The 22416-nt window shown below is 72.6% G+C and carries 23 protein-coding genes; 18 read left to right on the top strand and 5 right to left on the bottom strand.

The genetic code is table 11. The features are described from left to right. Positions 1 to 71 precede the first annotated feature (71 nt). From AC07FV_RS30150 to AC07FV_RS30135, 4 genes are all read left to right on the top strand, one after another. The gene (locus tag AC07FV_RS30150) at positions 72 to 1070 is read left to right on the top strand and encodes an ABC transporter permease (protein ID WP_356610477.1); all 999 of its coding nucleotides are present in this window, start codon (positions 72 to 74) and stop codon (positions 1068 to 1070) included. Beyond that, on the top strand, positions 1067 to 2164 hold the full coding sequence (locus AC07FV_RS30145) for an ABC transporter ATP-binding protein (RefSeq protein ID WP_479090604.1): 1098 nt from the start codon (positions 1067 to 1069) through the stop codon (positions 2162 to 2164). Before AC07FV_RS30150 ends, AC07FV_RS30145 begins: the two co-directional genes overlap by 4 nt. A gap of 23 nt (positions 2165 to 2187) precedes the next feature. Continuing rightward, positions 2188 to 3603, top strand: coding sequence for an ABC transporter ATP-binding protein (locus AC07FV_RS30140; RefSeq protein ID WP_479090603.1), 1416 nt, complete (start codon positions 2188 to 2190; stop codon positions 3601 to 3603). A 70-nt stretch (positions 3604 to 3673) separates the two neighbouring features. Continuing rightward, positions 3674 to 4333, top strand: a complete 660-nt coding sequence (locus AC07FV_RS30135) for a trimeric intracellular cation channel family protein (RefSeq protein WP_479090602.1) — start codon at positions 3674 to 3676, stop codon at positions 4331 to 4333. Between the two features lie 45 nt (positions 4334 to 4378). On the opposite strand, the gene AC07FV_RS30130 is transcribed toward AC07FV_RS30135, so the two are convergent. Next, positions 4379 to 5584 (bottom strand): erythromycin esterase family protein, encoded by a 1206-nt coding sequence (locus AC07FV_RS30130; RefSeq protein WP_479090601.1) that lies wholly within the window; start codon positions 5582 to 5584, stop codon positions 4379 to 4381. Between the two features lie 58 nt (positions 5585 to 5642). On the opposite strand from AC07FV_RS30130, the gene AC07FV_RS30125 reads away from it, so the two are divergent. Both AC07FV_RS30125 and AC07FV_RS30120 read left to right on the top strand, forming a co-directional pair. Then, the gene (locus tag AC07FV_RS30125) at positions 5643 to 6428 is read left to right on the top strand and encodes a TioE family transcriptional regulator (protein WP_479090599.1); all 786 of its coding nucleotides are present in this window, start codon (positions 5643 to 5645) and stop codon (positions 6426 to 6428) included. A gap of 26 nt (positions 6429 to 6454) precedes the next feature. Next, positions 6455 to 7315 (top strand): thioesterase family protein, encoded by an 861-nt coding sequence (locus AC07FV_RS30120; protein ID WP_479090598.1) that lies wholly within the window; start codon positions 6455 to 6457, stop codon positions 7313 to 7315. Between the two features lie 69 nt (positions 7316 to 7384). Here AC07FV_RS30120 and AC07FV_RS30115 read toward each other — a convergent pair whose 3' ends face one another. Further along, positions 7385 to 8020 carry a TetR family transcriptional regulator gene (locus tag AC07FV_RS30115; protein WP_479090597.1) on the bottom strand — a complete coding sequence of 212 codons (636 nt, stop codon included), beginning with the start codon at positions 8018 to 8020 and terminating at the stop codon, positions 7385 to 7387. 115 nt (positions 8021 to 8135) lie between these two features. Here AC07FV_RS30115 and AC07FV_RS30110 point away from each other — a divergent pair, with 115 nt between their 5' ends. From AC07FV_RS30110 to AC07FV_RS30100, 3 genes are all read left to right on the top strand, one after another. Continuing rightward, a complete protein-coding gene (locus AC07FV_RS30110; RefSeq protein WP_479090596.1) occupies positions 8136 to 8303 on the top strand; it encodes a hypothetical protein in 168 nt (55 codons plus the stop codon). 56 nt (positions 8304 to 8359) lie between these two features. Next, positions 8360 to 8626: a DUF4190 domain-containing protein gene (locus tag AC07FV_RS30105; protein WP_479090594.1), complete on the top strand. Its 267-nt coding sequence runs from the start codon at positions 8360 to 8362 to the stop codon at positions 8624 to 8626. Between the two features lie 65 nt (positions 8627 to 8691). Continuing rightward, the gene (locus AC07FV_RS30100; RefSeq protein WP_479090593.1) at positions 8692 to 9861 is read left to right on the top strand and encodes a cysteine desulfurase family protein; all 1170 of its coding nucleotides are present in this window, start codon (positions 8692 to 8694) and stop codon (positions 9859 to 9861) included. Between the two features lie 25 nt (positions 9862 to 9886). Here the strand turns inward: AC07FV_RS30100 and AC07FV_RS30095 are convergent, their stop codons facing one another. Then, positions 9887 to 10624 carry an N-acetylmuramoyl-L-alanine amidase gene (locus AC07FV_RS30095; protein ID WP_479090591.1) on the bottom strand — a complete coding sequence of 246 codons (738 nt, stop codon included), beginning with the start codon at positions 10622 to 10624 and terminating at the stop codon, positions 9887 to 9889. 60 nt (positions 10625 to 10684) lie between these two features. Here AC07FV_RS30095 and mnmA point away from each other — a divergent pair, with 60 nt between their 5' ends. Then, positions 10685 to 11815 (top strand): tRNA 2-thiouridine(34) synthase MnmA, encoded by a 1131-nt coding sequence (gene mnmA, locus AC07FV_RS30090; protein WP_479090589.1) that lies wholly within the window; start codon positions 10685 to 10687, stop codon positions 11813 to 11815. A 24-nt stretch (positions 11816 to 11839) separates the two neighbouring features. Here mnmA and AC07FV_RS30085 read toward each other — a convergent pair whose 3' ends face one another. Both AC07FV_RS30085 and AC07FV_RS30080 read right to left on the bottom strand, forming a co-directional pair. Next, positions 11840 to 12616, bottom strand: coding sequence for an alpha/beta fold hydrolase (locus AC07FV_RS30085; protein WP_479090587.1), 777 nt, complete (start codon positions 12614 to 12616; stop codon positions 11840 to 11842). Between the two features lie 53 nt (positions 12617 to 12669). Next, positions 12670 to 12993 carry a DUF427 domain-containing protein gene (locus tag AC07FV_RS30080; protein ID WP_479090586.1) on the bottom strand — a complete coding sequence of 108 codons (324 nt, stop codon included), beginning with the start codon at positions 12991 to 12993 and terminating at the stop codon, positions 12670 to 12672. 93 nt (positions 12994 to 13086) lie between these two features. Here AC07FV_RS30080 and AC07FV_RS30075 point away from each other — a divergent pair, with 93 nt between their 5' ends. From AC07FV_RS30075 to AC07FV_RS30040, 8 genes are all read left to right on the top strand, one after another. Continuing rightward, entirely contained in the window at positions 13087 to 13626 is a 540-nt protein-coding gene (locus AC07FV_RS30075; RefSeq protein WP_479090584.1) for an LOG family protein, read from the top strand. Positions 13627 to 13644: 18 nt separating this feature from the next. Beyond that, entirely contained in the window at positions 13645 to 14343 is a 699-nt protein-coding gene (locus AC07FV_RS30070) for an SDR family oxidoreductase (protein WP_479090582.1), read from the top strand. Between the two features lie 51 nt (positions 14344 to 14394). After that, positions 14395 to 15402, top strand: coding sequence for a methionine synthase (locus tag AC07FV_RS30065; protein ID WP_479090580.1), 1008 nt, complete (start codon positions 14395 to 14397; stop codon positions 15400 to 15402). Between the two features lie 15 nt (positions 15403 to 15417). Beyond that, entirely contained in the window at positions 15418 to 17613 is a 2196-nt protein-coding gene (gene ligA, locus AC07FV_RS30060) for an NAD-dependent DNA ligase LigA (protein WP_479090578.1), read from the top strand. A 259-nt stretch (positions 17614 to 17872) separates the two neighbouring features. Beyond that, positions 17873 to 20107 (top strand): putative bifunctional diguanylate cyclase/phosphodiesterase, encoded by a 2235-nt coding sequence (locus AC07FV_RS30055; RefSeq protein ID WP_479090576.1) that lies wholly within the window; start codon positions 17873 to 17875, stop codon positions 20105 to 20107. 268 nt (positions 20108 to 20375) lie between these two features. Next, positions 20376 to 20672: an Asp-tRNA(Asn)/Glu-tRNA(Gln) amidotransferase subunit GatC gene (gatC, locus tag AC07FV_RS30050; RefSeq protein WP_003973500.1), complete on the top strand. Its 297-nt coding sequence runs from the start codon at positions 20376 to 20378 to the stop codon at positions 20670 to 20672. A 5-nt stretch (positions 20673 to 20677) separates the two neighbouring features. Then, positions 20678 to 22171 (top strand): Asp-tRNA(Asn)/Glu-tRNA(Gln) amidotransferase subunit GatA, encoded by a 1494-nt coding sequence (gene gatA / locus AC07FV_RS30045; protein ID WP_479090574.1) that lies wholly within the window; start codon positions 20678 to 20680, stop codon positions 22169 to 22171. Beyond that, positions 22168 to 22410, top strand: coding sequence for a hypothetical protein (locus AC07FV_RS30040; RefSeq protein WP_479090572.1), 243 nt, complete (start codon positions 22168 to 22170; stop codon positions 22408 to 22410). Before gatA ends, AC07FV_RS30040 begins: the two co-directional genes overlap by 4 nt. Positions 22411 to 22416: the final 6 nt, after the last annotated feature.

Genomic DNA, 22416 nt, shown 5'->3' with positions numbered 1-22416 from the left:
GGCCGGCGCGGCGTGACCGTGGGCCGCCGGATGATCTCCGGCGGCCCGTGGTCCGCAGCGGGCCGCAACCCGTGCTCGCTTATCTCATCAGGCGGCTGTTCGCCGCCGCAGTGATGCTGGTGGTCATCATTCTGGTGGTCTTCGGCATCTTCTTCCTCGTCCCCAAGTGGGCGGGCGTCGACGTCGCCCTGAGCTTCGTGGGCAAGCAGGCGGACCCCGCCGCCGTCGAGGGTGTGCGACAGAAGCTGGGTCTGTCCGACCCGGTCTTCGTCCAGGCCTGGGAGTTCTTCAAGGGCATCTTCGTGGGCCGCACCTACGCGGCCGGCGGTGACGTCACCCAGTGCTCCGCGCCGTGCTTCGGGTACTCCTTCCGTACCGAGCAGTCCGTCTGGCCCGTCCTGACCGAGCGTTTCCCGGTGACCCTGGCTCTCGCGCTCGGTGCGGCCGTGCTGTGGCTGATCTTCGGACTCGCCGCGGGCGTGCTCTCCGCGCTCAAGCGGGGCACCCTGTGGGACCGCGGCGCGATGGTCGTCGCGCTCGCGGGCGTCTCCCTCCCCATCTACTTCACCGGCCTGGTCAGCCTGGCCGTCTTCTCCTACGGACTGGGCTGGATCGACGGTCAGTTCGTGCCCCTGGAGGAGAGCTTCACCGGCTGGCTCGGCGGCATGATCCTGCCGTGGGTCACCCTGGCCTTCCTGTACGCCGCGATGTACGCCCGGATCACCCGGGCGACCATGATGGAGATCCTCGGCGAGGACTACATCCGCACCGCGCGCGCCAAGGGCCTCAAGGAGCAGGTCGTCATCCGCAAGCACGCCATGCGGTCGACCCTGACCCCGCTGCTCACCATGCTCGGCATGGACCTCGGCGCCCTCATGGGCGGCGCGATCCTGACCGAGACCACGTTCAGCCTCCCCGGCCTCGGCCAGAAGGTGCTGGACGCGATCCAGACCCAGGACCTGCCCTTCATCCTGGGCGTCGTCCTGATCACTTCCCTCGCGGTGCTGATCGCCAACCTCGTGGTGGACATCCTGTACGCCGTGATCGACCCCCGAGTGAGGCTCACATGACCGACCTGAGCAAGAGCGGAGCAGCCGTGGGCGAGCCCACCGGCACCTCGCCCGCGCCGAAGGCCTTCCTGGAGGTGCGCGACCTCAAGGTGCACTTCCCGACCGACGACGGCCTGGTCAAGTCCGTCGACGGACTCAGCTTCCAGCTGGAGAAGGGCAAGACCCTCGGCATCGTCGGCGAGTCCGGTTCCGGCAAGTCGGTCACCTCGCTCGGCATCATGGGCCTGCACACCGCCGGCCAGTACGGCAAGCGCAAGGCGCAGATCACGGGCGAGATCTGGCTGGACGGCACCGAGCTGCTCGGCGCCGACCCGGACCACGTGCGCAAGCTGCGCGGCCGGCAGATGGCGATGATCTTCCAGGACCCGCTGTCCGCGCTGCACCCGTACTACACGATCGGGCAGCAGATCGTGGAGGCGTACCGCATCCACCACGACGTGGACAAGAAGACCGCCAAGCGCCGTGCCGTGGAGATGCTCGACCGCGTCGGCATCCCGCAGCCGGACAAGCGCGTGGACAGCTACCCGCACGAGTTCTCCGGCGGTATGCGCCAGCGCGCGATGATCGCGATGTCGCTGGTCAACAACCCCGAGCTGCTCATCGCGGACGAGCCGACCACCGCGCTGGACGTGACCGTCCAGGCGCAGATCCTCGACCTCATCCGCGACCTTCAGAAGGAGTTCGGCTCCGCGGTCATCGTCATCACCCACGACCTGGGCGTCGTCGCCGAGCTGGCCGACGACCTCCTGGTGATGTACGGCGGCCGGTGCGTCGAGCGCGGCCCGGCGGAGAAGGTGTTCTACGAGCCCCGGCACCCCTACACCTGGGGCCTGCTCGGCTCGATGCCGCGGCTCGACCGCGACCAGCAGGAGCGCCTCATCCCGGTCAAGGGCTCCCCGCCCTCCCTGATCAACCTCCCGTCCGGCTGCGCCTTCAACCCGCGCTGCCCGTACGCCGACGTGCCCAAGGACGACGTCACCCGCACGGTCCGCCCCGAGCTGACCGAGGTCGGCAGCAAGCACTGGGCCGCCTGCCACATGTCGCAGGAGCAGCGGGAGCGTATCTGGACCGAAGAGATTGCGCCGAAGCTGTGAGCGACAAGGCAGAGGACAAAGCGGTGACGATCCCCGCACAGACCGGCAGCGCAGAGGGCGCCGCCACCCTCACCAAGGACCCCGCCCCCGGCGAGACCCTGCTGAAGGTGACCGGGCTGCAGAAGCACTTCCCGATCAAGAAGGGCCTGCTGCAGCGCCAGGTCGGCGCCGTCCGCGCCGTCGACGGCATCGACTTCGAGGTCAGGTCCGGCGAGACCCTCGGCGTCGTGGGCGAGTCGGGCTGCGGCAAGTCGACCATGGGCCGGCTGATCACCCGGCTCCTCGAACCGACCGCAGGCAAGGTCGAGTTCGAGGGCAAGGACATCACCCACCTCGGGGTCGGCGGGATGCGTCCGCTGCGCCGCGACGTGCAGATGATCTTCCAGGACCCGTACTCCTCGCTGAACCCGCGCCACACCATCGGCACGATCATCAGCGCCCCCTTCAAGCTCCAGGGCGTCGAGCCCGAGGGCGGGGTCAAGAAGGAGGTGCAGCGGCTGCTGTCGGTGGTCGGTCTCAACCCCGAGCACTACAACCGCTACCCGCACGAGTTCTCCGGCGGCCAGCGCCAGCGCATCGGCATCGCCCGCGCGCTCGCGCTCAACCCGAAGCTGGTCGTGGCCGACGAGCCGGTCTCCGCGCTCGACGTCTCGATCCAGGCCCAGGTCGTCAACCTCCTCGACGACCTCCAGCAGGAGCTGGGCCTGACGTACGTGATCATCGCGCACGACCTGTCCGTCGTCCGGCACGTCTCGGACCGGATCGCGGTGATGTACCTCGGCAAGATCATGGAGCTGGCCGACCGCGACCAGCTCTACAAGTCGCCGATGCACCCGTACACCAAGGCCCTGCTGTCGGCGGTGCCGATCCCGGACCCGTCCCGCAAGTCGGCCAAGAGCGAGCGCATCCTGCTCAAGGGTGACGTGCCCTCGCCGATCTCGCCGCCGAGCGGATGCCGCTTCCACACCCGGTGCTGGAAGGCGACGCAGATCTGCACGACCACCGAGCCGCCGCTGAAGGAACTGCGGCCGGGCCAGCAGGTGGCCTGCCACCACCCGGAGAACTTCGAGGACCAGGCCCCGCAGGATGTCGTCCTGCTGACCGCGGCCAAGGAGGCGGCGGAGCTGGTGTCGGAGGAGGCCCTGGCCGAGTCCGCGGCGACCTCGGCGGCGGTGGCCGCGGAGGTCGAGGCCATCGCCGAGCACGCCGGGAAGGCGCCGGAGGCGGAGGCTGCGGAGCCGGTGGCGGAGGCTGCCGAGCCGGTCGCGAAGTCTGCGGAGCCGGTGGCGGAGGCTGCCGAGCCGGTCGCGGAGACCGCGGAACCCGTCGCAGAGGCCGCGGAGCCGGCCGGCGAGAGCGCCGAGGCCGCCGAGCCCGTCGCGAAGGGTGCCGAGCCCGCGAAGGGCGACGACGAGGAGTCTCCCGCCAAGGAGAAGTGATTCCGCCTCGTCGCCGAGCCCCCGCCTTCGTTCGGAAGGCGGGGGCTCGGTGTCAGGTGAGAATGGCGGGGTGTACGAGCAACTCTTCACCCCCACCGTCCAGCACACGCTCGACCTGGTCGGCATCTTCGTCTTCGCCATCTCCGGCGCGCTGCTGGCCGTACGCAAGAACTTCGACGTCTTCGGCATCGCCGTCCTCGCCGAGGTCACCGCGCTGGGCGGCGGGCTGTTCCGGGACCTGGTCATCGGGGCCGTACCGCCCGCGGCCTTCACCGACCTCGGGTACTTCGTCACGCCGCTGCTCGCCACCGTGCTGGTCTTCTTCCTCCACCCGCACGTGGAGCGCCTCCAGACCGGCGTGAACGTCTTCGACGCGGCCGGCCTCGGCCTGTTCTGCGTCGCCGGTACCACCAAGGCGTACGACTACGGCCTCGGCCTCACCGCCTCCGCCTGTCTGGGCCTGGCCACCGCGGTGGGCGGCGGCGTGCTCCGGGACGTCCTCGCCAACGAGGTGCCCTCGCTGCTGCGCTGGGACCGCGACCTGTACGCCGTCCCGGCCATCGTCGGCGCCACCATGGTCGCCCTGTGCATCCGCTACGAGGCCCTCACCCCGTTCACCAGTGGTCTCGCGGTGGTCACCGCCTTCGTCCTGCGCCTGCTCGCCCTGCGTTTCCACTGGCGGGCACCGCGCGCCTGGAACCGGCGGTCGACGGTGGTGGAAGGAGACTGAGGGCCCGGCAGCGCACCTCCCCGGCGCTCTCCCCGGGCGTTCCCCTCAGCCGTTCCGCGTGACGTCCTTGACGAACACGATCCCGTCGACGGCCGCCAGATGGTCCGGGTCGAGCGGGGCGTAGCCGAACCAGGGGGAGACGCGGGGCGCGGGCCGCGGTGCGCCCAGGGCGTCGGCCAGCCGGCGGGGGTCGACGAGGCGGCGGTCCTCCGGGAGCGCGTACAGCAGCCCTTCGAGGGTGTCCGGCGGCGGCGCGTCCACGCCCCGGTGCCGGAGCGTGCCGAGGGCGGTGGCCAGGAAGGCGTACTCCTCGCCGAGCCGGGCGCTCACCAGCGCACCGGCGCTCCACCACTCCACCGGTCCCTGCCACATCCGCATCGAGCTCTTCTCCCGCTGGAGGTGGGAGTTGTGGGCGTGGACGAGCACCGGGCCGCGGGCGGCGAGCGCGAGGAGGTTGCCGGCCATCATGTGGTCCCGCACGCTCAGCAGCCTGTTCATGCGGGCGGGCGAGGCGTCGGCCATCCAGTGGTGGTAGCGGAGCAGGCCGGTCGCCGTGCGCCCGTGCAGGCGGGCCCGCTCCCAGTCGTCCCGCGGACCGGGCGCGAGCAGCCGCGGTGCCTGCTCTTCGAGCAGCGACACCAGGTCATCGGCGAGCAGCCGCAGCTCCGCGGCCTCGGCGGACCGCCCGAAGGACCGGGCCGGGTCCGTCATCGCGGCGGGCTCGGTCCACCGCTCGTCGGGGCCCAGCAGGCGGTCCAGCGTCTCCGCGGTGCAGGGCAGCAGGTGTGCGTCGACCCGGGCCGCGAGGCAGCCGTGGAGCGCGGTGAGGGCCCGCCGCGGGCTCTCGGCGCCGGTGATCTCCAGCGGACCGTCGATCCCGGCGAAGCGGAGCCGGTCGGCGGCCGGCCGGCCGTCGTTGTACGCGCGCATCCACCGCACCAGTTCACGGTTGCCGGGGTACGCGCCCCACTCGTGGCTGAAGCCGCGTTCCATGACCTCGTCGAGGGTGCCCGTGCCCGACGTGACGTGGGCGTCCACCACCAGGCCCCTGAGGCAGTCGCTCTCGACGGCGATCGTCCGGTAGCCCTCCTCCTCGACGAGCCGCCGGAACAGGTCGTTGCGCAGGGCGAGCAGATCGTCCTCGCCGTGGGTGGGCTCACCCAGGGCGAGGACGCGGGGCCGCGCCGGGAGCAGTCCCACGACGGCGGAGGCCTCGACGGCCTGGGTGCCGTCCATGAAGTCGGTAGCCATGCCTTCAAAGGTATCGTTGAAGTTTCGGTGGAGACTTTCGCCGAATGCCATGGGGCTGATGGCCCCGAACCTTCAAAGCGAGGTCCCTATGCGGCCGATCGACCTGGCGCGTCGGCACGGACTGTCCACCCAGGCCGTCAGGAACTACGAGGAGGACGGCATCCTCCCCGCCGCCGGCCGCACGGCCCACGGCTACCGGACCTACACCCCGGTGCACGCGCGGGCGCTGGCGGCGTTCCTCGCCCTGGTGCCCGGACACGGCCACCGGTCCGCGGCGTCGATCATGCGGGCCGTGAACCGGGGCGCCACGGACGAGGCGCTCCGGCTCGTCGACGAGAGCCACGCCCGGCTCCTGGACGACCGGCGGACCCTGCGGGCCGTGGCGGACGCGCTGCACGACCTGGCGTCCGCCGTGGAGCCCGGCGCGGCACCCGCGCCGGCCCCCGGCACCGGGGCGGGCCACACCTTCGTCGGGGCGCTGGCGGCCGAGCTGGGCATCCGGCCCGCGACGCTGCGTACCTGGGAACGCGCCGGACTGGTGCGCCCGCGCCGGGACCCGCTGACCGGATACCGCGTCTACGCCGAGGCCGACGTGCGGGACGCCCGCCTGGTCCACCTGCTCAGACGGGGCGGGTACCTGCTGGACCGGATCGCGCCCGTACTCGACCGGGTGCGGACGGCCGGCGGCCCCGAGGCCCTGGAGGCCACCCTGGGCGACTGGCACGGCCGGGTCTCCGCCCGCGGGCGGGCGATGCTGGCCGGGGCGGCCGAACTGGCGGCGTACCTCCGCGAGCGTGAGGAAGACGACGTCCCGTCGCCGGAGTCGCCAAAAGCTACCGCTTAGTAGCCTCTCTGTTGTACCGTGCAGCCATGCCAGAAGCAGCCTCCGCAACGGCCACGCGTGCCACCATCGGCGACAGCGAGTTCGACCGGGACACCGCCCTCTCCCGGCGCGCCCCGGGCGTCTACGACATCGACCTGTCCGCCGGCTGGACGATCATCAGCGCCGTCAACGGCGGCTATCTGCTGGCCGTGCTGGGCCGCGCCCTCGCGGACGCGCTTCCGCACCCCGACCCCTTCACCGTCTCGGCGCACTACCTCACCGCCTCGCAGCCGGGCCCGGCTGTCGTGCGCACCGAGACCGTCCGCGCGGGACGCACCCTCTCGACGGGGCAGGCCTCGCTGTTCCAGTACGACGACGAGGGCAACGAGGTCGAGCGCATCCGCGTCCTCGCCTCCTACGGCGACCTCGGCGCGCTGCCCGACGACGTCCGCACCTCGGCGAAGCCGCCCGCGATCCCGCCGCCCGACCAGTGCTTCGGTCCGGAGGACGGCCCCGCCCCCGTCGACGGCAGCTCCGCCATCACCGACCGGCTGATGCTCAAGCTGGACCCCGCCACGCTGGGCTGGGCGCTCGGGCAGCCCTCGGGCAGGGGCGAGATGCGGTCCTGGTTCGGGCTCGCCGACGGCCGCGACGCCGACCCGTTGTCACTGCTCCTCGCGGTGGACGCGCTGCCCCCGACCGCCTTCGAGCTGGGGCTCAAGGGCTGGGTGCCGACGGTCGAGCTGACCGTGCACGTGCGGTGCCGTCCGGCGCCGGGCCCGCTGCGCGTCGCCATCACCACGCGCAACCTCGCCGGCGGCTTCCTGGAGGAGGACGCCGAGGTCTGGGACAGCGCCGACCGCCTGGTGGCCCAGTCCCGCCAGCTGGCCCGCGTCCGGCTCGGCTGACCCGCCGTCGCCGCGCCGTCCCGCGTCGCGGCGGCGTGCGCCTGCCGCCCCCGGTCGCCGGGGGCCGCGTCAGTCGAGCCAGTGCCGCCGGCCCGCGCTGATGAGCCGCATCTGGCGGGTCGCCGTGTCGGTGGCGCGCCGGCGTTCCTCCTCCGGATCCTCCGGTGCCTCCAGCGCCTCCAGGAACAGCGACGCCGTGATCAGCATCTGGTCGACGTACAGGCCGGCCAGCATCCGCAGGTCGGCGTCGCTCCACCGGGCCGAGGCGGGGTCCTTGGCCAGCTCCGCCCGCACCTCCTCGGCGAACCGCGCCAGCTGCCCCCGTATGGCCTCCCGTACCGGCTGCACCCCGCCGTGCCGCTCGCGGGCGATGAAGCGGACGTGGGCCGGGTGCGCCGCCACATGGCCGGCGATCAGCCCGATCGCGCGGGCGATGCGCTCGTCGCTGTCCTCGGCCGGTGACACCGTCGTCCGGATCATCGGGTGCAGGCTGCCCAGCGCCTCCTCGACCAGCGCCACACCGAGGTCGGCCGTGGAACGGAAGTGCCGGTAGAAGGCGGTCGGGGCGACGCCCACGGCACGGGTGACCTCCCGCAGACCGAGACTGCTCAGGCTCTGCTCCTCCAGCAGTCCGAGAGCCGCGTCCAGGAGCGCCTGCCGGGTCTTCTGCTTCTGGGCCTGCCGGACGCCGGAGATGTGACTCATGCCATGCAGTTAACAACTGTTCTCTGTCAAGGGGAAGTCGTGGCACGCGTTAGACTGGGTAGTCAGTGAACAACTGTAACTACAACCGTTCACCGAAGGTTGGGGGATCCGCTCCATGCTGTTTCTCGTCGCCACCCTCCTGCTCCTCGGAGTGATGCTGGGCACCGTCGTTCACGCGCCGCTCACCTTCTCCGTCGCCGTCGGCGCGGTCATCGCCGTCTGGCTCGGCATCTTCGCGCTCCGTGAGCGGCACGGCCGCCGGCGGAGCACCTCCGCCCCCTGACGCACGGACCCGCAGCACAGTGACGCACGGACCCGCAGCACAGTAGGGAGATCACCATGCAGCTCACCGCACCGGCCACCCGCCGGACCGGAATCCGGGACACGGACGGCATGGCCGTCGCCGCCTTCGTCCTCGGTCTGCTCGGCCTGCTCGTCCTCAACGTCTTCCTCGGCCCGATCGCCATCGCCCTGGCGAGCGTCGCCCTGTGGCGCGGCACCGCCCGCCGCGGCCGGGCCCTCCTCGGCCTCGGCCTGGGCGTCGCCGACCTCCTGGTCCTGGTGGCCTTCATGGCCGCGGACGGCACGATGTCCTGGAGCCTGTGAGGCGAGGGGTCGGACCGGCTCTGGTCCGAGGCCGGATGGGGCCGCCCCGTAGAATCGGCGTCACCATGGCTTACCTCGACCACGCCGCGACCACCCCGATGCTTCCCGAGGCAGTCGAGGCACTCACCGCGCACCTGAGCGTCACCGGCAACGCCTCCTCCCTGCACGCGTCCGGCCGCCGCGCACGGCGCACCGTCGAGGAGGCCCGCGAGACCCTCGCCGAGGCCCTCGGTGCCCGGCCCAGCGAGGTGGTGTTCACCTCCGGCGGCACCGAGGCCGACAACCTCGCCGTCAAGGGCCTGTACTGGGCCCGCCGTGACGCCGACCCGGCCCGCACCCGGGTCCTGGCCGGCCCCGTCGAGCACCACGCGGTCCTCGACGCGGTCCACTGGCTCGGCGAGCACGAGGGCGCGACGGTCGAGTACCTGCCGGTGGACGCCCACGGCCGCGTCCACCCCGAGGCGCTGCGCGAGGCCATCGCCCGCGACCCCGCCGACGTGGCCCTCGCCACCGTCATGTGGGCCAACAACGAGATCGGCACGATCATGCCGATCCGTGAACTCGCCGACGTCGCCGCCGAGTTCGACGTCCCGTTGCACTCCGACGCGGTCCAGGCCGTCGGCCAGCTGCCGGTCGACTTCGCCGCCTCCGGGCTCGCCGCCATGACGGTCTCCGGACACAAGATCGGCGGCCCCTACGGCATCGGCGCGCTGCTCCTCGGCCGCGAGTACAGCCCCGTACCGGTCCTGCACGGCGGCGGCCAGGAACGCCACGTGCGCTCCGGCACCCTCGACGTGCCCGCCGTGGCCTCCTTCGCGGTCGCCGGACGCCTCGCCGCCGAGCAGCGCGAGTGGTTCGCCCGCGAGATCGGCGCCCTGCGCGACGACCTCGTCGAAGCGGTCCGCGCGGCGGTCCCGGACGCGATCCTCGGCGGCGATCCCGCACCGGAGGGCCGCCTCCCGGCCAACGCCCACTTCACCTTCCCCGGCTGCGAGGGCGACTCCCTGCTGCTCCTCCTCGACGCCCAGGGCATCGAGTGCTCCACCGGCTCCGCCTGCACCGCGGGCGTCGCCCAGCCCAGCCACGTCCTCCTGGCCACCGGCACCGACCCGGACCTGGCCCGCGGCACCCTGCGCTTCTCCCTCGGCCACACCTCCACGCAGGCCGACGTCGAGGCGCTGGCCGAGGCCATCGGCCCGGCGGTGGAACGGGCACGGGCGGCCGGGCTGACGTAGGGCCGCCCCGGCGGGAGCCGGACGGTCAGGCGCTCTTCGAGGCGCCGGGGGAGGGGGTGCTCGTCGCCGCCCGCCGGACCAGCTTCATGTACCGGTCCCAGTCCCAGTGCGGCCCCGGATCGGTGTGGTCGGTGCCCGGCACCTCGACATGGCCGAGGATGTGCTCGCGGTCCAGGGGTATGTCGTACCGCGCGCAGATCCCGGCCGTGAGCCGCGCGGAGGCCGCGTACATCGCGTCGGTGAAGTCCTGCGGGCGGTCCACGAAGCCCTCGTGCTCGATGCCGACACTGCGTTCGTTGTAGTCGCGGTTGCCCGCGTGGTAGGCGACGTCCAGCTCGCGGATCATCTGGGTGACGCGGCCGTCCTGCCCGACGATGTAATGCGTGGCCGCCTGGTGGTCCGGGTCCTGGAACGCCTTCACCGCGCTGGCGAAACTGCCCTGCGTGACGTGGACGATCACCATGTCGACGCCGAAGTCGTCGGGCCGGTCGGCACGCCGCCAGTTCGCGTCCGACGCCGCCACCCAGCGGGCCGCCGCGTAGTCGACCGCGCCCTCCTCGCGGGGCTTCTCCACCCCAGGAGCGCGCCACCACAGGCGGGCCAGCTCGTCGCGCGCCAGCACGGCGGTGCCCACGGCCGCCGCCGTGCCGCCGACGAGCAGCGCCCGCCGGCCGATGCGCCGGTCGGCGTCCTTGGACGCGCCGGCGGGTCCACGGGTGGGTCCACCCGCGGACGGGCTACTGGATTCGTGCTTGGCCCCCATACGATCTTCAACGCATACTCGCGGGCTCCGGTTCCCGCCTCCCCGTACTCTGGAGGGGTTATGACTCACACCCCGCAGCGCACCCGTCCCCTCCGCGTCCTCGCCGCCATGTCGGGCGGAGTCGACTCCGCCGTCGCCGCCGCCCGTGCGGCCGAGGCGGGGCACGACGTGACCGGCGTCCATCTCGCGCTCTCCGCGAACCCGCAGTCCTTCCGCACGGGCGCCCGGGGCTGTTGCACCATCGAGGACTCGCGGGACGCCCGCCGCGCGGCCGACGTCATCGGCATCCCGTTCTACGTGTGGGACCTCGCCGACCGCTTCCGGGAGGACGTGGTCGAGGACTTCGTCGCCGAGTACGAGGCCGGCCGCACCCCCAACCCCTGCCTGCGCTGCAACGAGAAGATCAAGTTCGCCGCGCTGCTCGACAAGGCCCTGGCGCTCGGCTTCGACGCCGTGTGCACCGGCCACTACGCCAAGGTGATCCTGCGCGAGGACGGCACCCGCGAGCTGCACCGCGCCTCCGACATGGCCAAGGACCAGAGCTACGTCCTCGGTGTGCTCGACGACCGGCAGCTCGCCCACGCCCTGTTCCCGCTCGGCGACACCCTCACCACCAAGGACGAGATCCGCGCGGAGGCCGAGCGCAGGGGACTCGCGGTGGCCAAGAAGCCCGACTCGCACGACATCTGCTTCATCGCCGACGGCGACACCCAGGGCTTCCTCGCCGACCGGCTCGGAAAGGCCGAGGGCGACATCGTCGACGAGGCGGGCAACCGGCTCGGCACCCACGAGGGCGCCTACGGCTACACCATCGGCCAGCGCAAGGGGCTCAGGATCGGCACCCCGGCCCCCGACGGCAAGCCGCGCTACGTCCTGGACATCTCGCCGGTGACCAACACGGTGACGGTGGGCCCGGCCGACGCCCTGGACGTCAGCGGACTGCGGGCGATCAAGCCCCGCTGGTGCGGCGCCGCCCCGACCGGCCCCGGCACCTACACGGCCCAGCTCCGCGCCCACGGCGGCGAGACCGAGGTGCGGGCGGAACTGGTGGGCGGGACCCTGGAGGTGACGTTCGCGGAGCCGGTGCGCGGCGTCGCCCCCGGCCAGGCGATCGTGCTCTACGACGGCACGCGCGTGGTGGGGTCGGCGACGATCGCGTCCACCACGCGCGCGACGGCCGGCGTGGCCTGAGCCGGAGCGGCGCCCCCGCCCCGCTCACCCCGCGAAGAACTCCGCGAGGACCGGCGCCAGCACGCCCGGCTCCACCATGTGGGACTGGCCCTCCAGCGTGCGGCACGTGCCCCGCTCGGCCGCCTCGGCGACCGTCCTCGCGGCCTCGCGCATCCACTCCGCGCTCGCGCCGCCCGCCAGCGACAGCACGGGCGCGGTGACCGACGCGAGCACGGACCGGGGGGCCCGGTGGTCGCCCATCACCGCGTCGTCGTACGCCAGACTCGGCGCGACCGACTCCATGCCGGCCCACATGGGGGACTGGCGGGCGCTGCGGATCATCTCCTCGCCGAGGCCCGTGAGGCGCAGGAACAGCTCCACCGCCTCCCCGCGCCGCCCCCGCCCCAGCGCCTCGGTCAGCCGCTCGGTGTACTCGGCCCCGGCCCGCGCGGCCTCGTCGTCCATGGCGTACGGCACCTCGTACACGGCGACCCGGCGCACCGGCAGGCCGCTCGCCGCCGCGCGGAGCACCAGCGCGCCGCCCGACGAGACGCCGTACAGCGAGGCCTCGCCGCCCACCGCCTCGATCAACGCCGCCAGATCCTCGACCTCGCGCTCCACCGCATAGGGCCGCGTGTCGCCGCTCTCCCCGCGACCCCGGCGGTCGTACACGGTGACGTCGAAGCGGTCCGCCAGCTCGGCGGCCAGCGGCGCGACCGTGGCTCCCGTGGACATCGCGCCGCTGACCAGGACGACCGCGGGCCCCTGCCCGGTGCGCGCGTACGCGATGCGCGTGCCGTCGCGCGAAGAAGTGTGCTCCATGCCTGAGCAGACTGCCCTACGGGACGCGGTTCACCGCTCAGGACACGAGGCGGTCAGGACACCTCGACGTCGTAGAAGCAGAGGTGGTCCTTGATCTCCGCCACGTCCTGCTTCGGGTCCGGGTACGCCCAGACCAGATCCGCCGCGTCCGGCAGCGACCAGTAGGTCGCGTCGCCCTTGAACGGGCAGTGGGTGCGGGTGGCGGACGGCGTCAGCAGGTCGAACCGTACGTCGTCGGCCGGGATGTAGTAGCGGTCGGGACAGCCCGTCTCGCGCAGGACCAGCGCCCCGTCGCTCTCCGCCAGGACCTGGTCGCCGTGGACGGCGCGTACATGTCGGTCGCTCGGCTCGACGGTGATGCGGTGTCCCTTGGTCACGACGTCCTCCTCGGTCGGCGGTGGCCCCCGGTCGCTACAGCGCGCCCGGAAGCCGGGTTCTTCCCGGCGGAGCGCCGAACGTACCGTGGCCCCATGAACATCTGCGTCTTCCTCTCCGCCGCCGACCTCGACGAGCGCTACACGCGCCCCGCGAGGGAGTTCGCCGAACTGCTCGGGAAGGGCGGCCACACCCTGGTCTGGGGCGGCTCCGACGTCGGGCTGATGAAGGTGGTCGCCGACGGCGTGCAGGAGGCCGGAGGGCGGCTGCTCGGCGTCTCGGTCGACTTCCTGGCGGCCACGGCGCGTCAGGGCGCCGACGAGATGGTGATCGCCAAGGACCTCGCCGAGCGCAAGCGGCTGCTGCTGGAGAAGGCGGACGCCGTGGTGATCATGGTGGGCGGCACCGGCACCCTGGACGAGGCGACGGAGATCCTGGAGCTGAAGAAGCACGGCCACACCGACAAGCCGGTCGTCCTGCTCAACACGGCGGGCTTCTACGACGGACTCAGGGAGCAGTTCCGCCGCATGGAGGACGAGGGTTTCCTGCCGCGCCCCCTCACCGAGCTGGTGTTCTTCGCCGAGGAGCCGGTCGGGGCGCTGGCCTACCTGGAGGAGAGCCAGGGCATCGAGTGAGCCCGCGGTGATGCGAGCATGGCGGACATGGCTACACATGTGATCACCGGAGCGGGCTCCGGCATCGGCGCGGCCGTCACCCGCCGCCTCCACGAGCGCGGCGACGAGGTCGTGCTCCACGCGCGCGACGCGGGCCGCGCCAAGGAGCTGGCCGCCGCGTTCCCCGGTGCGAAGACGCTGGTCGGCGACCTCGCGGACCCCGACAAGCTCTCCTGGGCCTTCTCGCACCAGACGCTGCCCGAGCGGGTGGACTCGCTGCTGCACATCGCCGGGGTCGTCGACCTCGGTCCGGTCGGCGACCTCACCCCCAAGACGTGGCGCCACCAGCTCAACGTCAACCTGGTCGCCCCCGCCGAGCTGACCCGCCTCTTCCTGCCGCAACTGCGCGTCGCCCAGGGCCGGGTGCTCTTCGTCAACTCCGGTTCCGGCCTCAACGCGCACGCCGGCTGGTCCGCCTACGCCGCCTCCAAGCACGGCCTGAAGGCGCTGGCCGACTCCCTGCGCCAGGAGGAGCACGCGAACGGTGTGCGCGTCACCTCGGTCTACCCCGGCCGCACCGCCAGCCCCATGCAGGCCAAGGTGCACCAGCAGGAGGGCAAGGAGTACGACCCCTCGAAGTGGATCGACCCCGAGTCCGTGGCCACGACCATCCTCATGGCCCTGGACCTGCCCCGGGACGCGGAGGTCAACGACCTGACGGTGCGGCCGGGGCGGTGACGGTGCCGGGCCGTTCGGCAGGCTGCCGCGGTGACTCCGTAGGCTGCTGCGGTGAGTGAAAACAGCCAGCCCGCCTTCGGCCCCGCCACCGGCATCGGCTCCCTGCCGGGTCAGGACGCCCGCGAGGCCGTGAAGACCGCCACCGGCACCTTCGAGGACTTCCCGTTCCTCCCCGAACTGCCCGCCCGCGGCCCCGGCGCCGACATGATCGGCCGCACCGCCGGAATGCTCGTCGAGCTGTACGCGCGCGTGGAGCCCAGCGGCTGGCGGCTCGGCGACCGGCCGGGCCGGGACACCAAACGGGCCCGTGCCTGGCTCGGGGAGGACCTCGACGCCCTGGAGGAGTTCACCCAGGGCTACGAGGGGCCGGTCAAGGTCCAGGCGGTGGGCCCCTGGACGCTCGCCGCCGCACTGGAACTCAGGAACGGCGAGGCCGTCCTCTCCGACCCCGGTGCCTGCCGCGACCTCGCCGCCTCGCTCGCCGAGGGACTGCGCCAGCACCTCGCCGAGGTCCGCCGCCGCATCCCGGGCGCCCGGCCCGTGCTCCAGCTCGACGAGCCGTCCCTCACCGCCGTCCTGAGCGGCCGGGTGCGCAGCGCCAGCGGCTACCGCACCCACCGGGCCGTCGACCGGCAGGTCGTCGAGGCCGCCCTGCGCGACACCGCCGCCGTGCACGGCGACGGCCCCGTCGTGATCCACTCCTGCGCACCGGACGTGCCGTTCGCCCTGCTGCGCCGGGCGGGCGTCGCGGGCGTCTCCTTCGACTTCTCGCTCCTCACCGAGCGTGACGACGAGGCGATCGGCGAGGCGGTCGAAGGAGGCACCCGACTGTTCGCCGGTGTCGTGCCCGGCACGGACACCGCATTGTCAGACCCTGCCGGTAGCGTCATGGGTGTCAGGACGCTGTGGCGCAGGCTGGGGCTGCATCCGGGGCTGCTCGCGGAGGCGGTGACGGTCACCTCGTCGTGCGGACTCGCGGGTGCGTCCCCCGAGTACGCCCGCCGGGCGCTCGCCCACTGCGTCCGGGCGGCGAGATCCCTCGCGGACAACCCAGAGTAACGGGAGGACCACACGGTGGCCGGCGACAAGCAAGCGGAGACGACGAGCGTGCCCGCCGAGGCGCGCGAGAAGCACGTGCAGCTCGCTGAGCAGATCGAGGAGCACCGCTTCCGGTACTACGTGAAGGACGCCCCCGTCGTCAGCGACGCGGACTTCGACCGGCTGCTGCGCTCCCTGGAGGAGCTGGAGGAGGAGTACCCGGAGCTGCGCACCCCGGACTCCCCGACCCAGAAGGTCGCCGGGTCCTACGCGACCGAGTTCACGGCAGTGGAGCACCGCTCCCGCATGCTCTCCCTCGACAACACCTTCAACGACGAGGAGCTCGCCGCCTGGACCGAGCGCATCGCCAAGGAGCTGGGCGAGCAGGAGTACCACTTCCTGTGCGAGCTGAAGGTCGACGGACTCGCCGTCAACCTCACCTACGAGCGCGGCCGCCTGGTGCGCGCGGCCACCCGCGGCGACGGCCGCACCGGCGAGGACATCACGCCCAACGTCCGGACCATCGCCGGCATCCCCGAGCGCCTGCGGGGCGACGAGGTCCCCGACCTGGTGGAGGTCCGCGGCGAGGTCTACTTCCCGATGGAGAAGTTCCAGGAACTCAACGCCCGGTTGAACGAGGCGGGGGACAAGCCCTTCGCCAACCCGCGCAACGCGGCGGCCGGTTCGCTGCGCCAGAAGGACCCGCGCGTCACCGCCACCCGCCCGCTGCACATGGTGGTCCACGGCATCGGCGTCCTGGAGGGCTACCGGGGCATGACCCGCCTCTCCCAGGGCTACGACCTGCTCAAGACCTGGGGCCTGCCCACCTCCCCGCACAACCGGGTGGTCGACGGCCTCGACGGCGTACGCGAGTTCATCGCGTACTACGGCGAGAACCGCCACTCCGTGGCGCACGAGATCGACGGCGTCGTCGTCAAACTCGACGAGATCCGCCTCCAGGGGCGGCTCGGCTCGACCGCGCGCGCACCGCGCTGGGCCATCGCCTACAAGTACGCGCCGGAGGAGGTCAACACCAAGCTCGTCGACATCAAGGTGGGCGTCGGCCGCACCGGCCGCGTCACGCCGTACGCGCAGGTCGAGCCGGTCACCGTGGCCGGCAGCGAGGTGGAGTTCGCCACGCTGCACAACCAGGAGGTCGTCAAGGCCAAGGGCGTGCTCATCGGCGACACCGTCGTGCTGCGCAAGGCCGGTGACGTGATCCCGGAGATCCTCGGACCGGTCGCCGACCTGAGGGACGGCAGCGAGCGGGAGTTCGTGATGCCGGCCGAGTGCCCCGAGTGCGGGACGCCGCTGAAGGCCATGAAGGAGGGCGACATCGACCTCCGCTGCCCCAACGCCCAGAAGTGCCCGGCCCAGTTGCGCGGCCGCCTCTCCTACCTCGCCGGTCGCGAGTGCCTGGACATCGAGCACTTCGGCGACGTGGTGGCCGCCGCGCTGACCGCGCCGCTGGAGCCGGCCGACCCGCCGCTGGTGGACGAGGGCGACGTCTTCGACCTCACCGTCGAGAAGCTGCTGCCCATCAGAGCCTACGTCCTCGACCCGGACAGCGGGCTGCCCAAGCGCGACCCGAAGACGGGCGAGGAGAAGATCGCCACGGTCTTCGCCAACAAGGAGGGCGAGCCCAAGAAGAACACCCTCGCCCTGCTGAAGCACATCGAGGAAGCCAGGACCCGCCCCCTCGCGCGCTTCATCAACGGCCTGTCCATCCGGTACGTGGGCCCTGTCGCCGCGCAGGCGCTGGCCCGGGAGTTCCGGTCCATGGACCGCATCGAGCAGGCGACGGAAGCGGAGCTGGCGGCCACGGACGGGGTGGGCGGCACCATCGCCACCGCCGTCAAGGAGTGGTTCGCCGAGGAGTGGCACCGCGAGATCGTCCGCAAGTGGAAGGCGGCCGGAGTCCCGCTGGAGGACCGGTCCACCGGCGAGGACGAGGGCCCGCGCCCGCTCGAAGGGCTCACCGTCGTCGTCACCGGCACCCTGGAGAACTTCACCCGGGACGGAGCCAAGGACGCCCTGCAGAGCAGGGGCGCCAAGGTGACCGGATCGGTCTCCAAGAAGACCTCGTTCGTCGTGGTCGGCGACAGCCCCGGGTCGAAGTACGACAAGGCGATGCAACTGAAGGTGCCGGTCCTGGACGAGGACGGTTTCACCGTCCTGCTCGAACAGGGGCCCGACGCCGCGGCGGGAGCGGCGCTTTCGGCCGAGGAATAGCGGTTGAAGGCCACCCGTTCGGCGCATACCAGATGCATACGGGTGGCCGGGTCGCATTCGGGCAACCGTCGGCGACCGGTGCCCCAGGAAGCCCTCCGCGGCCTACTGTTGAGATGTGCGCCTGCCGTGCCCAGCTGCGGTCGGGGCATTCACCTGCCCCGCAGGGACAGGGGGAAGGGTTGTCCGACACGGAGCCGTTGATGGTGGTCGAGGCGGGGGCCGCGTGGCGTGGGCACCGCCGGCTGTGAGAGGGACGGGAATGGAACCGACCGAGAGCGCCGCCGCGGCCTCACGGCCGCGCGTGCGCCACAGGGTGGGCGCGTGGCGCGTGAGCCGGTGGCTCGGGCAGCACGGTGGTGGCGCACCGCATCCCGCGGCGGACGCCCGCACCTCCGCGCCGCCCGCCGCCCACCACCCCTCCGCCCTGTCCGACACCGCCGCCGACCCCCACGGCGAACGGCACCTGGCCTGGCCCGCGTTGCCCTCGGTGGTCGTCGCGGCCGCCGCCTTCGTGCTGGGCGCCGGCTTCTACCGGGCCTTCACCGACGGCCAGGCCCTCTTCCCGTCCGGCGTCGCCGGCTGGTCGCTGGCCGTGCTGACCGGCATCGTCGTGGGCCACCTGGTCATGCTCGGCCGCTCCCGCTGGTGGGGCGGCACCGGCTCGGGCGCCGCCCTCACCCTCTCCGTGCTGCTGCTCTACGGGTGGGTCCCGGCCGGCATGGTCAGCCTCACGGTCGTGGTCCTGGTCGGTGTGGCCCGCCGGGGCCGCTGGCGGCAGGGCGTCCTGCACGGCGCGGTGGACATCCTCGGCATCGCCGCCGGAGCCCTGCTGCTGGGTGTGTGCGGCTCCGTGCCGTCCGTGGAGCACCCCTGGGACCCGAACACCTGGGGGGTGTACGCGGTGCCCAAGGTGGTGCTCGTGGCGGTCGCCTACCTCGCCGTCACCCGCGCCCTGCTGTGGTACTTGCAGACGCCGCGCGCCGGCCTGCCCACCGTCGCCCGCAGCGCCCTGGTCAGACACGGACTGGTCGCCGTCGCGCTGCTCGGCATCGCCCCGCTGATCTGCGTGGTCGCCGTCGCCAAGCCGCTGCTGCTGCCGCTGTTCTCCATCCCGCTGATCGCCCTGGACTCCACGCTGTGGATCGCCCGCGCCCGGGCCGAGGAGCAGCTGCGCGACCCGCTCACCGGGCTGCCCAACCGGCAGTGGCTGCTGGAGCGGACGTGGGCCGCGCTGGACGACGCCGAGCGCATCGGCGCCCGCTCCGCCCTGCTGCTGATCGACCTCGACCGGTTCCGGTCGGTCAACGACACGCTCGGGCATCTGGCCGGCGACCGGCTGCTGCTCCAGACCGCCGACCGGCTGCGGCAGGCGCTGCCGCGCGGGGCGGAGGCCGCGCGGCTCGGCGGCGACGAGTTCGCCGTCTTACTTCCCGTCGCCGACTCCACCACGTCGGCGACCCGGATCACCCGGGGCCTGGTGGCCGCGCTCAGCTCCCCGCTGGACCTGGACGGACTCACCCTCGTCCTGGAGGCCAGCGCCGGGGTCGCCGTCTTCCCCGACCACGCGCTGGACGCGGAGGGGCTGCTGCGCCGCGCGGACGTGGCGATGTACCAGGCGAAGCGGGACCGTACGGGCGTCGAGGTCTACGAGTCCAAGCGGGACTCCAACACCCCGGACCGGCTCGGGCTCCTGGGCGACCTGCGCCGGGCGCTGGACGCGCACGAGGTCCAGCTGCACTACCAGCCCAAGGTCCGCTTCGACGGGCAGGTCGCGGGCCTGGAGGCGCTGGTCCGCTGGGTGCACCCCGAGCGCGGCAAGGTGCCGCCGGACGAGTTCATAGCCATCGCCGAGTCCTCCGGGCTCATGCCCCACCTCACCGAGTACGTCCTGGAGACGGCGCTGGCCCAGGTCGCCCGCTGGCGCTCCCAGGGCCTGTTCGTGCCGGTCGCGGTGAACGTCTCCCCGCGCGACGTGCACACCCCCGGCTTCGCGGGCGCGGTGGCCGCCCGGCTGGCCCGGCACGGGGTCCCGGCGGGAGCGCTCCAGCTCGAGATCACGGAGCACGTCCTTCTGGAGGACCCGCAGCGCGCCGCCGACACCCTGAACGCGCTGACCGGGCACGGCGTGAAGATGTCCCTGGACGACTTCGGGACCGGCTACTCCTCCCTCGTCCACCTGCGCAGGCTCCCGGTCAGCGAGCTGAAGATCGACCGCTCGTTCGTGGCCCGGCTGGCCATCGACACCGAGGACGCCGAGATCGTGCGCTGCACCGTCGACCTCGCCCACTCCCTCGGCCTGCTCGTCGTCGCCGAGGGCGTGGAGGACGACGAGACCTGGGAACGCCTGCGCGACCTGGGCTGCGACGCCGTACAGGGCTGGCTGGTCGCGGCCGCGATGCCGCCGGAGGAGACGACGGCATGGCTGCGCGCGCGGGGCTCACGCGGCTGGGTGCGGCCGGCCGCCGCGCTGCCCGTGGCGGCGACCGACGAGTGACCGGCCGCCCGCCGGGAGGGGCCGCCCCCCCGGCGAGGCGCCGTCGCGCCGTCGCGCCTGGTGGCGGACCCCGGGCCGCGACAGGGCCCGGGCCGCGACTTCCGTCCGGCTCCGGCGCCAGCCCGCCCGAGGGCCCGCCCGGCCCGGGGCGCGTCGTCCCGGAAGGCACCCCGGCGAAACCGTTTAACGGCCACGGCACCGCGCCCCATAGGATTGGGCACGAGCCGATTGGCCCGAACCGCACACACTCACCCCAGAGGAACGCTGCATGCCTGGCATCACGCGCGAGGAGGTCGCCCACCTCGCCCGGCTGGCGCGTCTGGAGCTGAAGCCCGAAGAGCTCGAGCACTTCGCGGGACAGCTGGACGACATCATCGGCGCGGTCGCCCGCGTCAGCGAGGTCGCCGACCAAGACGTACCGCCGACCTCGCACCCGCTCCCGCTGACGAACGTCATGCGGCCGGACGAGGTCCGTCCGTCGCTCACGCCCGAGCAGGCGCTCTCCGGCGCCCCGGCCCAGGAGCAGCAGCGTTTCAAGGTGCCGCAGATCCTGGGGGAGGAGTAACCGCCATGAGCGACATCATCAAGCTCACCGCGGCCGAGATCGCCGCGAAGATCGCCTCCGGCGAGCTGACCGCCGTCGAGGTCACCGAGGCCCACCTGGCCCGCATCGAGGCCGTCGACGAGAAGGTGCACGCCTTCCTGCACGTCGACCGGGAGGGCGCGCTCGCCCAGGCCCGTGCCGTGGACGCCAAGCGCGAGCGCGGCGAGAAGCTCGGCCCGCTGGCCGGCGTGCCGCTCGCGCTGAAGGACATCTTCACCACCGAGGGCGTCCCGACGACCGTCGGCTCGAAGATCCTCGAGGGCTGGATCCCGCCGTACGACGCGACCGTCACCCGGCGCCTCAAGGCCGCCGACGTCGTCATCCTCGGCAAGACCAACATGGACGAGTTCGCCATGGGGTCGAGCACCGAGAACAGCGCGTACGGCCCGACCGGCAACCCCTGGGACCTCACCAGGATCCCCGGCGGCTCCGGCGGCGGCTCCTCCGCGGCCCTGGCCGCCTTCCAGGCGCCGCTCGCCATCGGCACCGACACCGGCGGCTCCATCCGCCAGCCCGCGGCCGTCACCGGCACCGTCGGCGTCAAGCCGACGTACGGCGGCGTCTCCCGCTACGGCATGGTGGCCTTCTCCTCCTCCCTCGACCAGGGCGGCCCCTGCGCCCGCACGGTCCTGGACGCGGCCCTGCTGCACGAGGTGATCGCCGGACACGACCCGATGGACTCCACCTCCATCGACGCCCCGGTCCCCGCCGTCGTCGAGGCCGCCCGCAACGGCAGCGTCGCCGGGATGCGCGTGGGCGTCGTCAAGCAGTTCCGCGGCGAGGGCTACCAGGCCGGCGTCATCCAGCGCTTCGACGAGTCCGTCGCGCTGCTGAAGGAGCTGGGCGCCGAGATCGTCGAGCTGGACTGCCCGTCCTTCGACCTCGCGCTCTCCGCGTACTACCTGATCGCCCCCTCGGAGTGCTCCTCCAACCTCGCCCGCTTCGACGGCCTGCGCTACGGCGCGCGCGTCGGCGACGACGGCACGCACTCCGCGGAGGAGGTCACCTCCCTGACCCGCGAGGCCGGCTTCGGCCCCGAGGTCAAGCGGCGCATCATGCTCGGCACGTACGCCCTGTCGAGCGGCTACTACGACGCGTACTACGGCAGCGCCCAGAAGGTCCGCACCCTCATCAAGCAGGAGTTCGAGCGGTCCTTCGAGCAGGTCGACGTGATCGTCTCCCCGACGACCCCGACCACCGCCTTCGCGATCGGCGAGCGCGCCGACGACCCGATGGCGATGTACCTGGCCGACCTGTGCACCATCCCCACCAACCTGGCGGGCAACGCGGCCATGTCGCTGCCCTGCGGCCTCGCCCCCGAGGACAACCTGCCGGTGGGTCTGCAGATCATCGCCCCCGCCATGAAGGACGACCGGCTGTACAAGGTCGGCGCCGCCGTCGAGGCCGCCTTCGTGGAAAAGTGGGGTCACCCGCTGATCGAGGAGGCACCGTCGCTGTGAGCAAGGCAATGTCGAAGGCCAAGGGCTTCAAGAAGTCCAAGAACGGCCTGTACCTGTCCATGGCCACCACCGCGTTCGGCGCGTTCAGCGTCGCCAAGCAGGCGAAGCTGGCCCGCACCGAGAGCGACACGCTCCGTCTGGTCGACGCCGCCGTGTCCGCCGCCGCCATCGCCACCGGCCTCGCCATCCTCTACCGCGAGCTGAAGCGGCTGGGCGACGACGACGTCCTGCTGGGCTGAGAGGGA

This window comes from Streptomyces sp. NPDC045956, from assembly GCF_056430705.1.
This window is presented reverse-complemented; position numbering and strand designations above follow the sequence as displayed.